The sequence below is a fragment of the Kribbella sp. NBC_01245 genome (assembly GCF_036226525.1).
Classification (GTDB): Bacteria; Actinomycetota; Actinomycetes; order Propionibacteriales; family Kribbellaceae; genus Kribbella.
Window position 1 is genome coordinate 4,554,579 of record NZ_CP108487.1, and the last position, 13,978, is coordinate 4,568,556.

Below are 13,978 nucleotides of genomic sequence, written 5' to 3' on the forward strand. Positions count from 1 at the left end.
ATCCCGACTACCGTGGGGCCATGGCCCGAGTCCCCGCCACCGAGCGCCGCGCCGACCTGATCCAGGCGGCGATCCGGGTCGCGACGCGCGAAGGTCTGGCCGCCACCACCACCCGGCGGATCGCCGAGGAGGCCGGCATCTCGGTCGGCATCGTGCACTACTGCTTCCGCTCGAAGGAGGAGTTGCTGCACGAGGCGATCCGGGTCATCTCCGACGCCCAGGTCGTGGCCGCCCAGCGCGCGATCGCGCCCGGCTGCGACGTACCGACGAGTGTGCGCAACGCGTTCCGCGGGTTCTGGGGATTGGTCGAGGAGACGCCCGACGCGCAGTTGCTGACGTACGAGCTGACCAGCTGGGCGCTCCGAAACGCCGAGACCGAGCCGCTCGCCCGCGAACAACGCGACCGCCAGTTGGCCGGCATCACCCAGATCCTGGCCGAAATCGCCTCCGCGGCCGACATCACCTTCGCCGCCCCGGTCGACCTCCTGGCCCGCATGACCCTAGCCGTAACCGACGGCGTAACCCTCGGCTGGCTGGTAGACCGCGACACACCCGCCGCCAAGGCCACTCTCGACGCCTTCACCACCCAACTCATCACCCTCGCCGCCCCCACCCCCGCCGCCGCGCACTAACCTCCCCGTTCATCGGGCCCTTGTGACGAGGCGTGTCGCGCATCATCGGGCCCTAATGACCAAGAGGGCGAGCGGATCGCCAGCACCACACGGTGATCCAAACGGGGCGAGCCTGGGCGAAATCGATCGCCGCGTGGACCTGGCGGTCCGCCTCGCCCAGGCTGGGTACGCTGGTCAGGTGCTCAAAGGGGCCACGGGCAAGGAACCGCCGGCGCTGAGACCGCGCCTATCCCGCGCTCGGCGCCTCTTCCCCTACTTACTACTCGCCGCCGGACTGATCGAACTCCCCTGGCTGACCTTCCTCGCCATCCAGTTGCCCTCAGCAACCGACGGCGTCTCCTGGTCCTACTTCTGGGTCCTGCTCGACGCCCTCGAAGCCGCCGGCCTCATCCTCACCGGCCTCCTCTACCGCCAGCACAACCCCCGCCTGGCCGTCTTCGCGCTACCCACCGCCGCCCTCCTACTGATAGACGCCTACGTCGACACCACCACAACCACCGGCCGCGAACACCTAGCCGCCCTAGCCATGGCCGCCCTAATCGAACTCCCCCTAGCCGCCGCCACCCTGTACGCCACCCACCACACCTGGCACCGAAGGCCCCAATGACTCGTGCTGCCGATTTGTCGCAGACCAACCTCAGTTACCGACGGCCGGACCTCTATGACCGACTGACTGCCGACGACGGCGTCGTACATCGCCGTCCATAGCCACCCGCGGACGCGGCTCGTCATTCTCACCCTCACGGAGCCGAACGCGGACGGCGCTCGCCGATCGACGCGGTTGGCGGATCCGGCGGCAGAGGTCGAAACGCGGTCTGAGTGGGATGCGGACAGACGGATCGTCACCACCTGGCGGACGTGGCGGCACGACGACGGCAGCCAGGACGACGATGTGATGGAACGACGCGTCATCTCGATCCCCGAGATCACCGCACTGCTTGAACAGGCGGGCTTCCGCGACGTGCAGGCTGTCGCCACCTACGTGACCGCGCGTCGTACCGATCGATAGAAAGGGGAAAGCCCCGGTGGATGGGGATCCACCGGAGCTTTCGGTTGGTGCTGGTTAGTACGAGGCGCGGTTGGACTCGCGGCGGGGGCCGCTGGAACGGCCCGGGCCGCGGCCGCCACCTCGGCGGTCGTCGAACCGGTTGCCGCCGCCGAAGCGCTTGCCACCCTTGAAGCCGCCACCGGGACCACGCTTGGCCGACTTGGGCTCGGGCAGTTTGACCGGGTAGCCCGACGGCTTGGCGCCACCGGTCAGCTCGGTCACGAGGCCGTCACCCGGACGGGCGCGGACCGGCTCGGTCTCGACGCCGGCCGACTCGGCCAGACGCATCATGCCGCGACGCTGGTGCGGGAGCACGAGCGTGACGACCGAACCCTTGCCACCGGCACGCGCCGTACGACCGGCACGGTGCAGGTAGTCCTTGTGGTCCGCGGCCGGGTCGGCCTGAACGATCAGACCGACGTCGTCGACGTGGATGCCGCGAGCCGCGACGTCCGTGGCGACGAGGACCGGCACGGAGCCGTCCTTGAACTGGTCCAGGGTGCGGTTACGCGCGCCCTGGGTCAGACCGCCGTGCAGCGCGGCGGCCATCACGCCCCGGTCGCGGAGCTGGGTGGCGACGCGGTCGGCGCCCAGCTTGGTGCGAACGAAGACGATGGTCTTGCCGTCGCGGCTGGCCAGCTCGGCCGTCAGCGACTGCTTGTGACCGGGCTCGATCACCAGCAGGTGGTGCTCCATCGTGGTCACCGCGGCCTGAGCGGAGTCGGTCTGGTGCGTGACCGGGTCCTTCAGGTAGTTGCGCACGATCTTGTCGACGTCGTTGTCCAGCGTCGCCGAGAACAGCAACCGCTGACCGGTGGTCGGCGTCATGTCGAGCAGCGTGGTGACGGCCGGCATGAAGCCCATGTCGCACATGTGGTCGGCCTCGTCCAGCACCATCACCTCGACCGCACCGAGGTCGGCAGCGCCCTGCTCACACAGGTCGATCAGCCGGCCGGGGGTGGCGATCAGCAGGTCGACACCACGACGGAGCGCGTCGATCTGCTTCGGGTAGGGCAGTCCGCCCGCGATCAGCTTCACCGACACGTTCATCACGTGGGCGAGCGGCTCGAGCGCGTCGTGCACCTGCATGGCGAGCTCACGGGTCGGCACCAGGATGACGGCGCGCGGGCGCCGCGTCTCGGTGTGACCGCCGGCCAGACGCATCAGCGTCGGCAGGCCGAATCCGAGGGTCTTACCGGAACCGGTCTGACCCCGGCCGAGCACGTCCTTACCCGCGAGCGCGTCCGGAATGGTCGCGGCCTGGATCGGGAACGGCGCGGTGATGCCTTCCTTGGCGAGGCGCTGCACCAGGCGCGGCGCGAGGCCGAGCTCGGCGAACTTGTTGTCCGGGTCCACCGTGCCGAGGTCCTCGACCACGTCGGTACGCACCGGGCGCTCGTCCCGGTCGGCCCGGGCGTAGCTGCCGCCACGGTCCTCGCGGTCAACCGAGCCACGGTACGACGAACCCTGGTTGCGGTCGAACGAACGCTGCGGGCGGTCATTCCGGTCGTTCCGGTCGAACGAACGCGCGGGGCGGTCGTTGCCACGGTCCGACGAGGCCGGACGGTCGTTGCGATCGTACGAACGCGCGGGGCGGTCGTTGCGGTCGAACGAACGCGCCGGACGGTCGTTGCCACGGTCCGAGGACGCCGGACGGTCGTTGCGGTCGTACGAACGCGCGGGGCGGTCGTTGCCACGGTCCGACGAGGCCGGACGGTCGTTACGGTCGAACGAACGCGCGGGGCGATCGTTGCGGTCGAACGAACGCGCCGGACGGTCATTGCCACGGTCCGAGGACGCCGGACGATCATTGCGATCGTACGAACGCGCCGGACGGTCATTGCGATCGCCACGGTCGTACGCCGGACGGTCATTGCCACGGTCATTGCCACGGTCGTTGCCGCGGTCAGACGAGGCGGGACGGTCGTACGAGCGCGCGGGGCGATCGGTCGAACGCTCCTGACGATCGTTCGTGGCGGGCCGCGCCGCCGGAGCGGAACGCTCAGCGGGCGCAGTGAAGTCTGCGCCGGCGGCCATCCGCTCGCCGTACGACTGGTTCTGGAACTTCTTGTGACGGGGTTTCTTATTACGATCGGCCGCTGAATCGCCATCGGCCGGGATGTAACGCTGGTCCTGCTGGGACACGCAATCTCTCTCTCGAACACACGGCTCAATGCCATGTTCGCAGCCCGCGCACGTCAGCACCTGACCAGAAATCTGGCCAGGGAGGACACAGGGCAGGAGATTGGCATCGACCTGCGGGTGCTTCGCGTTGCACCCATGTCATCGGGGGTCTTCAGCGGATGCTGAACCGATGGGTCGGAGCGCCTGGGAAATGCTTTTGGTGACGCGACTCGCGCAACCGACGGTGATCAGTCTACCCGATCCGCAGCGTCACCCTGACCACTCTCCGAAACCATCCCCGTGACCCCGCCCACACCCGCACGCCGCCCGAACAACCCGCCCGCGCCCGAGACGACGTACATCAAGTTAACTTTAACTATGTGGATCCGCGGCCTAGAGTGAGGGACATGGCCGAGGAAACCACACTGAGCAAGGACCATTGGCTTTCTATCGGCGAGATCGCCCGCCGGGCCGGGGTCGCCTCATCGGCCTTGCGGTTCTACGAGGACCAGGGCCTGATCACCTCGCGGCGCACCGCCGGGAACCAGCGGCAGTACCTGCGCAGCACCTTGCGCCGGGTCGCGTTCGTCCAGGCGGCCCAACGCGTCGGCCTGGCCCTTTCGGAGATCAAGGCCGCGCTCGACTCGCTGCCCGACGACCGGACGCCGACCCGGACCGACTGGTCCCGGCTGTCGAAATCCTGGCGGAGCCGGCTCGACGAGCGCATCTCCGAGCTCGAGCGGCTGCGGGACGACCTCGACGGCTGTATCGGCTGCGGCTGCCTGAGCCTGCAACGCTGCAACCTCTACAACAAGAACGACCGGCTGGCCGAGCGTGGACCGGGCGCCCGCATTCTGAACGTGGGCATACCCAGCGAGCTATGAAGGGCATAGCGACCGCCCAGCCGCACGAGGGTTAACCCCTGCCTTTTTCCCGATCTGATGTGGAATTCCTTCCAGGTTGGCAACATCCCTGCTCAGTTGCGATGAGTGACCCGCTGATCGCAATCCGCCACTGAACAGGGAGTGAGGCTTCCATGTCCCGACGCCGGATTCTGTCCGCGATCGCCGGAATCGCCACGGCCGCCCTGGCCGTTCCCGCCTTCGCCGCCGCCCCGACGGCACAGGCACCCACCACCACGGACGCCGCCACGTTCGTCTCGTCGTACGCCGGATCGCCTGCGGACGAGGCGAACACCAAGGCCTTCTACGACGCCGTGATGAAGTCGGCCCGCGCCAAGCAGGCCAAGAAGGGCGGCAGTTCCGCGGCCGTCACCGTCACCTACAGCGCGGCCGCGGCGCCGACCTTCGCGTCGGAGATCGCCCAGAGCACGCAGATCTGGAACAACGCGGTCGACAACGTGACGCTGGTCGAAGGCAGCGACTACGACTTCAACTACCGCGAGGGCAACGACCCGCGCGGCTCGTACGCGTCCACCAACGGTCACGGCAGCGGCTACATCTTCCTGGACTACGCGCAGAACCAGGAGTACGACTCCCTCCGCGTCACCGCACACGAAACCGGCCACGTTCTCGGCCTGCCCGACCACTACTCGGGCCCGTGCAGCGAACTGATGTCCGGCGGCGGCCCCGGCACCTCCTGCACCAACCCGAACCCGGATGCCGCCGAGCGGTCCAAGGTCGAGCAGCTCTGGGCCAACGGCCTGACCACCACCGGCGGCACCTTCAAGACCGTCCGCTGACTTTCCTCGCCCCTCAACCGGAGCCCGGAACCGCCCCTCGGGGGAGCGGCTCCGGGCTCCGCGCTGTCGGTGGTGTTTTGCATTCATTCGTCGGAATCCGCCCTCTCAGCCATCGCGGACCGGTACAGGTCAGCGGCGGGCGAGGGCGGATTCCGACGAATGAATGCAAAGACCTGCGGCTGCGTCGGACTAGTGGGAGGGGCCGGTGGAGCCGCGGACTACGAGTTCTGGGCGGAAGAGGAATTCGGTGTGGGGGGTGGCGTGGCCGCGGATTTCCTCGATCAGGGCCTGTACGGCGGCCAGGCCGATGGCGTTGACGGGTTGGCGGACCGTGGTGAGCGGCGGGTCGGTGAACTCCATCATCGGAGCGTCGTCGTAGCCGACCACCGAGAGATCGCCCGGTACCGAGAGACCGCGCTGGCGGGCCGCGCGGATGACCCCGAGCGCCATCATGTCGGAGCCGCAGACTACCGCGCTCACGCCCTTGTCCAACAAGGGTTGCGCGGCGGCCGCGCCACCTTCGACGCCGAACATGCTGAGCTCCACCAACTCGTCCACGTCCGCGTCGGACAGACCGAGCTGTGCCTTCATGGTGGTGCGGTAGCCGGCGAGTTTGCGCTGTACGACCAGGAATCGCTCAGCGCCGGAGGCGAACCCGATCCGTCGGTGGCCGAGGGCAACGAGATGGCTGACGGCCAGTTCCATCGCGGCGAACTCGTCAGAGGAGATGAAGGGCGCGTCGACGCCGGGCAGGTAGCCGTTCAGGAAGACGACGGGCAGATTGCGTTCGACCAGGGCCTGGTAGCGGGTGTGGTCGGCGCCGGTGTCGGCGTGCAGACCCGAGACGAAGATGATGCCGGAGACGCCGCGCTCGAGCAGCATCTCGACGTACTCGTCCTCGCTGGCACCCGTGGGCGACTGCGTGCAGAGCACCGGGGTGTAGCCGCGCTGCGAGAGCGTCGACTCGATCACTTGCGCGAACGCCGGGAAGATCGGGTTGATCAGCTCGGGCATCACCAGCCCGACCAGACCGGCCGAACGGCGCCGCAATCGGGACGGCCGCTCGAAACCGAGCACGTCCAGTGCGGTCAGTACTGCCTGACGGGTGTCCTCGGAGACGCCGGGCTTCCCGTTCAGCACCCGGGACACGGTTGCTTCGCTGACCCCCGCCTTGACCGCGATATCGGCCAATCTTGCTCTGCTCACGCGCGAACTCTAACCATCAGACGCTGAATTTGCAGCAAGAACGTGCAAGATCTTGCAGCCGCGCGCGTCCCAGGATTGGCCGTTATCGGTCAGACAGGTGAACAGTCCGGATATCTCACACGCCGTACCGCTTGTCTGATCGGCCCCGGGCGGTCAGGATGGGCGCACCCCCACCCGGGGGCCTTTACTCGGATCGTCCGGCACGTTCCTGCCGGTGAAGGAAGGTTTCGTCATGGCTACTGTCTCGTTCAAGGCAGCCACCCGGGTTTACCCCGGCTCCGAAAAGCCCGCTGTGGACAAGCTCAACCTCGAGATCGAGGACGGCGAGTTCATGGTGCTGGTCGGGCCGTCCGGTTGTGGTAAGTCCACCTCGCTGCGCATGCTGGCCGGCCTCGAAGAGGTCAACGAGGGCTCCATCTACATCGGCGACCGCGACGTCACGCACCGTCCGCCGAAAGACCGCGATATCGCGATGGTCTTCCAGAACTACGCGCTCTACCCGCACATGTCGGTCGCCGACAACATGGGCTTCGCGCTGAAGATGCAGGGCATCGCCAAGGAAGAGCGCGCCAAGCGCGTCCAGGAGGCGGCCAAGCTGCTCGGCCTCGAGGAGTACCTCGACCGCAAGCCGAAGGCCCTGTCCGGTGGTCAGCGTCAGCGCGTCGCGATGGGCCGCGCCATCGTGCGTAACCCGCAGGTCTTCCTGATGGACGAGCCGCTGTCGAACCTTGACGCCAAGCTCCGGGTCCAGACCCGCACCCAGATCGCCGAGCTGCAGCAGCGCCTCGGCGTCACCACCGTCTACGTCACCCACGACCAGGTCGAGGCCATGACGATGGGCGACCGGGTCGCGGTGCTGAAGGACGGTCTGCTCCAGCAGGTCGACACCCCGCTGAACCTGTACGACAACCCGAAGAACCTGTTCGTGGCCGGCTTCATCGGCTCCCCCGCGATGAACCTGCTCAAGGCGGACATCACCGAGGGCGGCGCCAAGGTGGGCGACTACACCGTTCCGGTCGCGCGGGACATCCTGTCCAAGGCCGGTAGCGACAAGGACGTCTGGCTGGGTGTCCGGCCGGAGGCGTTCGTCGTCGCCGACGAGGGTCTCCCGGTGAAGGTCGCCGTGATCGAGGAGCTCGGCGCGGACGCGTTCCTCTACGGCACCGCCGAGCACAACAACGAGCACCAGCAGATCGTGGCCAAGATCGGCGCCCGGATGGCCGTCGAGAAGGGCTCGATCGTGCACCTGGCGGCCCACCCGGAGAAGCTGCACCTCTTCGCCACCTCCTCCGAGGACCGCCTCATCGCCTGATAACCAAGGCGTACGACGTACCTTCGGCCCCGGCTCCCGCAAGCGAACCGGGGCCGAAGTGCATCCGGGCTTAGGTTCCGGGGTTAGGTGACGTCGCGGCGGCGGAACACCACGGCGCCGAGCACCACGACGACCACGGTCAGGACTGCCAGATAGACAGCGCTATGCCCGAAGGAGAGCTGCTTCTCGAGAGACTCGCAGTTGAAATAGCCGTCGACCTGGCGGCAGTTCTCCACGTAATACGTCGTACCGTGCTTGATCCAGCTGTCGAAGTTGAGGCGGAGCAGCCAAGGCTGTTGGTTGCCGACCAGGCCCATGAGCATGCCTTCGACGATCACCAGGTAGGCCATCGCGAGCCCCAGCGCGGCCGCCGTGTGCCGGAACAGACCGCCGATCACCACGCCCAGCATCGCCGCGACCGCCGTCAGCAGGGTGACCCGCAGACCGATCTCAGCGAAATCGCCCCAGCGCTCTCCCGTCATTCCCGCGGTCGAGCCGTTCCGGTCGATGATGATCCAGCCCCCGGCGATCAGCAGCGCGACAAACCCGATCGCCATCGGCACCAGACCGGCAAACGCCGCCGACAGTTTGCTGGCGTAGACCCGCAGCCGCCGCGGCTCGAACGTCAGCCAGCTCCCGAGCGCGCCGCTGCTGTACTCGGCGCCGATGAACCCCGCGCCGAGCAGGAACGCGATGAACAACAGCAGGTACGTCCCCCCGAGCAGGTACGACGGCATGGCCTCGGAGAACACGGTCTCCGGTTTGATCCAGTCCTCCCAGCGCGGCGGCACCATCTGGTCGCAGCCCATCGCGGCCGCGGGGTCGGTCTCCTTCTGCTTGGCCTCCTGGAGCTTGCACTGCTCCAGATCGGCCGGGAACGACTTCGAATAGCGATCGAACTCGATCCGGGACGCGGCCACCTGGTCGGCGGGCAACGGCTTGGATTCCTGGTACGTCGCGAACAGCATCAGCCCCGAACCGAGCAGTGCCGCCACCAACCCGATCAGGGTCAATCGGCGAGCGAACAACCGGCGCAGCTCGACCTTCGTCAGGCGGATCATCGGTCACCACCCAGCCCCTCACCGGCGGTGAGTTCGAGGAAGACCGACTCGAGCCCGGCTCGCACCGGCACCAGCTCGGACACGTACAAACCCTGCTGCGCAAGGCGTTTCGTCACTTCGGCCGACTCGCTGGCACCCTCCACGAGGAGGTGCTGGCCGTCGGGCCGGACCGTCAGCCCGCCCTCGGTCAACACCCGGGTGGCGCCGACGAGATCGGAGACACCGACGCGAACCGTGGTGGCCGTGGTTGAACCGATGACCTCCGCGACCGTGCCGGACGCGAGCAGCCGGCCGTGCCCGATGATCGAGACCGTGTCGGCGACCTGCTCGACCTCGGCCAGGATGTGACTGCTGACCAAGACGGTCTTACCCGCGTCACCGAGACCGCGCATCGTCTCGCGAATCTCCCGGATACCCGCCGGGTCGAGGCCGTTGGTCGGCTCGTCGAAGATCAGCAGATCCGGCTCCTTGAGTAGGGTGGCCGCGATCGCGAGGCGCTGTTTCATCCCCAGCGAGTACGTCTTGAACTTGTCCTTGCCGCGATCCCCGAGCGCCGTCTCCTCGAGCACCTCGCCGACCCGGCGCCGCGGCGTCCCGATCGCGTCGGCCAGTAGCTCCAGGTTGCGGCGGCCGCTGAAGGCCGGGAAGAACTTCGGCGACTCGACGATCGCGCCCACCCGTGCGACGACCTCGGGAAGGTGCTCGGGCACCGGCCGGCCGAAGACCGACATCGTGCCGGCGTCGGCCCGGATCAGGCCGAGCAACATCCGGATCGAGGTGGTCTTACCCGAACCGTTCGGCCCGAGGAAGCCGTGCACACCTCCCACGGGCACCTGCAGATCCAGCCCCTGCACCGCGACGACGCGTTTACCGCGCAGCGTCCGATAGGTCTTCCGCAGCCCGTGTGTGTCGATTGCGAGCTCTGACGTCGCCACTTCCACCGCCTCATCCCAAGAACACCGCACCGGCGCTCCTGAAAGGAGACGCCGGTACGGCCCATTTTGTTGCTCCTGGTCACGAACCAATTGCTACGGGCGCTGACCAACCCTGTTGACGATGGACTCGCGCTGGGTCGACAGCGTCAGTACGTCGCCGGCTTTCTGCCCGTCCTCCGGGAAGTCCCGCAGCAGTACGTCGCGATCGCCCCGGTATTCGCCGGTCGCCGGATCGACGATGAACTCGATCCACTTGACGTCACTCGCCACCCCGAAGGCAATACCCCGGCGGCCGGCGAGATCCTTGGTCTCGACCGCCCGCAAGCCCGGGAACTGGGCGACCGCACGGAAGATCGTCGTGCGTACGTCGTTCGGAATGGCGGGATTGCCGAACAGGTCGGCGATCTCACGGATCGACTGGGCGTCACTCGTCATGCCGGACCACCTTGCCCGCCGGCACCGGCACAACCGGCCAGACCTTGTCCGCAATCGCCAGCAGCCGCGCCCTCGAAAGGAGGCGGGCCTCATCCGCTACGGACGCTGCCCCATCCCGTCGACGATCACCTCCTGAACAGAGGTGCGCTCAACGATTCCGGGCGGGCCCGCGTAGGCGATCTCGATCCTGTTGGCGGTTCGTTGACCGAGATAGGCACCTGTCTTCTCGTCGACGATCATGTCGATCGCCCAGTCAGTCGTCTCATAGCGGAACGCCGTTCCGATCCGGCCGGACTGGTCCGCCACGTTCTCGACGACGCGGAGATTCGGCAGCAACGCCAGCGCACCCAAGAGCGCCCGCCGTACATCCGCCGGCATCCTCGGCATCTCGAGGAACTGGCGTAGCTCGTGCAGGACCATGGAGTCCCGCCGGCCCGCTGGGCCCGCGCCCGGCGCTCGAAGCTGTGCGAGCAGCTTTTCCGGATCCCTCGGCAGCTTGGCCAGGAAGTCCGGCGTCGCCCGACCCAATCCGTGCTCCCTGCGGCAGCTCGGCTTTGAGCCCCAATCTCCGCAAGGCGCCTCTTTGATCTCGACCTTGGGCTTGCGGTAGGGCGGCGGCGAGGCAGTCGATTGAAAGTGCTGGTCGCCGTAGGTGTAGACCCTGCGCCAGGTATCGGTCATCCGGGCCGGCACCCAGTACTCCGTCTTGTAGACATAGTTGATCGTCCTAGAGGTTGCCCAATCACCCGGATCCGGCGAGACATAGGTCCCGGGCGGGGGCGTGGTCATCAACCGGGCCGGCGGGGTGTATCCCTTGGCCTGCTGCACGCTGTGGTTGTACCTCCTGATGATCAGATAGGAGTACTGGCCCGCGCGCGGAGCCGGCAGGGGCTTGATCCTCGCCGCGGCGGCCATCAACCGTTCGCGCGCCTCGGTCCCGCTATCGCTCGGGTCAGGCCTATCCGCGGAAATCACCTGCTGTACGACGACCGCGCTACCGATCAGCGCGAGTACTGCGGCAGCGGCGACCAGCGCGCCACCCCAGCCGCCCCAGCGCCGACTCAAGCCCACGGGCGCGTTCGACACCTTCGCCACCAGGGCCTGCCGGGCGCTCGCCAGGTCCGGCTCTACTCCGCGTTCCGCTCGCAGGGCGCCAAGCGCATTGTCGAGGTCGTCGTCCGACCAGATCGGACGTACGTTCTTGTCGGTCATCACGCTTCGCCTCCGTCCGGAGAGTTCGGGGAGTTCAGGGGTGCCGTGGCACGCAGCCGCCGGCGGACTCGGTGCAACCGGGATCGCACCGTGCCGACCGGGATACCCAGCGCCTCGGCCACCTCGACCGTGCTGAGCTCGGCCCAAGAGGTCAGCAGCAGTACGTCGCGGTCGCCGTCACTCAGATCCGCCAACGCCGGCGCGAGTTGTCGCGCCATCGCCTGGGCGTCGACCCGATCGGCCACCTGACCGTCATGCCCCGCCTGGGTGCCCGCCCGACCGTCGACCTTCGCCAGGGCCCGGAGCGCGCGAACCTCCTGACGCGCGTGCCGGCGAGCCAGGTTGGTGGCGATGCCGTACAGCCAAGCACGCACCACCGCCGCCTGCGGGTCGTACCGTCGCCGCTGCCGGAAGGCCGCCAGGAAGGTCTCGCTGACCAGGTCGTGCGCGGTGTCGGCACCCACTCGGCGGCTCAGATACCGATACAGCTGATCGGCGTACGTATCGAAGAGGCGGCCGAACTCCCCGGCCGAATCGGGCCCGGCGAGATCGGGGCGGTCTTCGCCGTACTGGGTGCCGATATCGACCTCCGAAGCGCCGCGTTGGGTCATCGTCATAACCCTCCTTGCCCGGACACCTCGCCCGCGTTCACGCGGAATCCGGCCAGGTTGCCACCCCGATTGGGTCAGCAGACTTGCGCGGCATACCCTGAGGGGGTACCGTAACGAACGTTGGTCGATACCCCCACGGGGTAATCAACACCGCCAGACCTGGGAGGAACACCATGACCACCGAGCACACCCACGGCTACAGCGCCGAGAAGACCAGCCACCTCAAGCGGCTGCGCCGGATCGAGGGCCAGGTCCGTGGCCTGCAGCGGATGGTCGAGGAGGACAAGTACTGCATCGACATCCTCACCCAGGTCTCGGCCGCGACGAAGGCGCTGCAGTCGTTCTCGCTCGAGCTGCTCGACGAGCACCTGCAGCACTGTGTCGTCGAGGCCGCCCAGCGCGGCGGCTCCGAGGCAGAGGAGAAGGTCCGCGAGGCCTCCGACGCCATCGCCCGCCTCGTCCGTAGCTGATCGATCCCTGAAAACCACGAGCTAGGAGAAGAACTGTCATGGCAACCACGACCTACGCGGTGAACGGTATGACCTGCGGCCACTGCACCTCCGCCGTCACCGAAGAGCTCACCAAACTGGCCGGCGTCCAGGAGGTCACCATCGACCTGGTCAAGGGCGGCACCTCCGCGGTGCACGTGGTGAGCGAGACCAATCTGGACGAGTCCCTCGTGCGCGCCGCCGTCGACGAGGCCGGCTACGAGCTGACCGCGTCATGACCCGCGGCGTCGCGCTCAAGCTCGCGGGTTTCGCCGGTGCGCTACTGCTCGCCTTCGGCGGTGCCTTCGCGCTCGGTGGTGCCTTCGATCCGGTCGCGGACGCCGCTCCCGAGGCCGCGCCGCATACCGAGACCACCGAAGGTCCGGCACACGGCGAAGGGCACAGCGAGACGGGCGGCTCGACCCAGCCGCCCGGTCTCGCGATCTCCGAGGCCGGTTACACGCTGGTCCCGGCGCAGACGTCGTTCGCCGCGACCGGACCGATCCCCTTCAAGTTCAAGATCATCGGCCCGGACGGCAAACCCCTCACGTCGTACCAGGTGACACATGAGAAGGACCTGCACCTGATCGTCGTACGGCGTGACCTGGCCGGGTTCAAGCACGTGCACCCGACGCGGGCCGCCGATGGCACCTGGAGCATCCCGTTCGACTTCACCGCCGGCGGGACGTGGCGGGTCTTCGCGGACTTCGCGCCCGCGGCCCTCGGGCGGACGTTGACGCTGGGTGCGGACGTTACCGTGGCGGGTCTGTTCAAGCCCGTCCCGTTGCCCCGGGCAACCACTACGACCAATGTCGAGGGGTACGACGTAACGCTGGCGGGTAGTCCTGTCGCCGGCAAGGAGTCGGAGCTGACTTTCACCGTACGACGCAATGGCGCGCCGGTGGCCGACCTGGAGCCGTACCTGGGCGCCTACGGGCACCTGGTCTCGTTGCGCTCTGGCGATCTGGCCTACCTGCACACGCACCCGACCGAGGATGCCGTTGCCGGCGGCAAGGGTGGTCCGGAGATCAAGTTCGGCACGACCTTCCCGACGGACGGGCTCTACCGGCTTTATCTGGACTTCAAGCACGGCGGCGCGGTCCGGACGGCCGAGTTCACGGTCTCACTAGGGGCCTCGGGCAACCAGCCGATCCCGACGCCCACCGAAGACACGACCCCGCACGGGCACTGACCCAGGTATCACGAGAGGAG

General features: G+C 67.7%; 16 protein-coding genes. 9 read left to right on the forward strand and 7 right to left on the reverse strand.

Annotated features, from left to right (window positions below; translation table 11 throughout):
- Positions 1-20 precede the first annotated feature (20 nt).
- The 3 genes from OG394_RS20335 to OG394_RS20345 all read left to right on the forward strand — a co-directional run bounded on the left by OG394_RS20335 (position 21) and on the right by OG394_RS20345 (position 1,641).
- The gene (locus tag OG394_RS20335; RefSeq protein ID WP_328988572.1) at positions 21-632 is read left to right on the forward strand and encodes a TetR/AcrR family transcriptional regulator; all 612 of its coding nucleotides are present in this window, start codon (positions 21-23) and stop codon (positions 630-632) included.
- Between the two features lie 178 nt (positions 633-810).
- A complete protein-coding gene (locus tag OG394_RS20340; RefSeq protein ID WP_328988573.1) occupies positions 811-1,239 on the forward strand; it encodes a hypothetical protein in 429 nt (142 codons plus the stop codon).
- Positions 1,240-1,413: 174 nt separating this feature from the next.
- Positions 1,414-1,641: a hypothetical protein gene (locus OG394_RS20345; RefSeq protein WP_328988574.1), complete on the forward strand. Its 228-nt coding sequence runs from the start codon at positions 1,414-1,416 to the stop codon at positions 1,639-1,641.
- Positions 1,642-1,695: 54 nt separating this feature from the next.
- Here OG394_RS20345 and OG394_RS20350 read toward each other — a convergent pair whose 3' ends face one another.
- Positions 1,696-3,825: a DEAD/DEAH box helicase gene (locus OG394_RS20350; protein WP_328988576.1), complete on the reverse strand. Its 2,130-nt coding sequence runs from the start codon at positions 3,823-3,825 to the stop codon at positions 1,696-1,698.
- Positions 3,826-4,211: 386 nt separating this feature from the next.
- Between OG394_RS20350 and soxR the strand changes: the two genes are divergently transcribed.
- On the forward strand, positions 4,212-4,688 hold the full coding sequence (gene soxR / locus OG394_RS20355; protein WP_328988577.1) for a redox-sensitive transcriptional activator SoxR: 477 nt from the start codon (positions 4,212-4,214) through the stop codon (positions 4,686-4,688).
- A 152-nt stretch (positions 4,689-4,840) separates the two neighbouring features.
- The gene (gene snpA / locus OG394_RS20360; RefSeq protein ID WP_328988578.1) at positions 4,841-5,506 is read left to right on the forward strand and encodes a snapalysin; all 666 of its coding nucleotides are present in this window, start codon (positions 4,841-4,843) and stop codon (positions 5,504-5,506) included.
- A 189-nt stretch (positions 5,507-5,695) separates the two neighbouring features.
- Here snpA and OG394_RS20365 read toward each other — a convergent pair whose 3' ends face one another.
- The gene (locus OG394_RS20365) at positions 5,696-6,712 is read right to left on the reverse strand and encodes a LacI family DNA-binding transcriptional regulator (RefSeq protein WP_328988579.1); all 1,017 of its coding nucleotides are present in this window, start codon (positions 6,710-6,712) and stop codon (positions 5,696-5,698) included.
- Positions 6,713-6,944: 232 nt separating this feature from the next.
- Between OG394_RS20365 and OG394_RS20370 the strand changes: the two genes are divergently transcribed.
- Entirely contained in the window at positions 6,945-8,024 is a 1,080-nt protein-coding gene (locus OG394_RS20370) for an ABC transporter ATP-binding protein (protein ID WP_328988581.1), read from the forward strand.
- An 83-nt stretch (positions 8,025-8,107) separates the two neighbouring features.
- Here the strand turns inward: OG394_RS20370 and OG394_RS20375 are convergent, their stop codons facing one another.
- From OG394_RS20375 to OG394_RS20395, 5 genes are all read right to left on the reverse strand, one after another.
- On the reverse strand, positions 8,108-9,085 hold the full coding sequence (locus tag OG394_RS20375) for an ABC transporter permease subunit (RefSeq protein ID WP_328988582.1): 978 nt from the start codon (positions 9,083-9,085) through the stop codon (positions 8,108-8,110).
- On the reverse strand, positions 9,082-10,020 hold the full coding sequence (locus OG394_RS20380; protein ID WP_328988583.1) for an ABC transporter ATP-binding protein: 939 nt from the start codon (positions 10,018-10,020) through the stop codon (positions 9,082-9,084). Before OG394_RS20380 ends, OG394_RS20375 begins: the two co-directional genes overlap by 4 nt.
- A 93-nt stretch (positions 10,021-10,113) precedes the next feature.
- Entirely contained in the window at positions 10,114-10,455 is a 342-nt protein-coding gene (locus OG394_RS20385; protein WP_328988584.1) for a hypothetical protein, read from the reverse strand.
- Between the two features lie 96 nt (positions 10,456-10,551).
- Positions 10,552-11,667: a CU044_5270 family protein gene (locus OG394_RS20390; protein ID WP_328988586.1), complete on the reverse strand. Its 1,116-nt coding sequence runs from the start codon at positions 11,665-11,667 to the stop codon at positions 10,552-10,554.
- Complete coding sequence (locus tag OG394_RS20395; RefSeq protein WP_328988587.1) at positions 11,667-12,284, reverse strand: RNA polymerase sigma factor; 618 nt, start codon at positions 12,282-12,284, stop codon at positions 11,667-11,669. The genes OG394_RS20390 and OG394_RS20395 overlap by 1 nt, the downstream gene beginning before the upstream one ends.
- A 167-nt stretch (positions 12,285-12,451) precedes the next feature.
- Here OG394_RS20395 and OG394_RS20400 point away from each other — a divergent pair, with 167 nt between their 5' ends.
- The 3 genes from OG394_RS20400 to OG394_RS20410 are packed head-to-tail and all read left to right on the forward strand — an operon-like array spanning position 12,452 to position 13,958.
- Positions 12,452-12,748, forward strand: a complete 297-nt coding sequence (locus OG394_RS20400) for a metal-sensitive transcriptional regulator (protein WP_328988588.1) — start codon at positions 12,452-12,454, stop codon at positions 12,746-12,748.
- 38 nt (positions 12,749-12,786) lie between these two features.
- The gene (locus tag OG394_RS20405; RefSeq protein WP_328988589.1) at positions 12,787-13,005 is read left to right on the forward strand and encodes a heavy-metal-associated domain-containing protein; all 219 of its coding nucleotides are present in this window, start codon (positions 12,787-12,789) and stop codon (positions 13,003-13,005) included.
- Positions 13,002-13,958 (forward strand): hypothetical protein, encoded by a 957-nt coding sequence (locus OG394_RS20410; RefSeq protein WP_328988590.1) that lies wholly within the window; start codon positions 13,002-13,004, stop codon positions 13,956-13,958. Before OG394_RS20405 ends, OG394_RS20410 begins: the two co-directional genes overlap by 4 nt.
- The last annotated feature ends 20 nt before the right edge of the window (positions 13,959-13,978 follow it).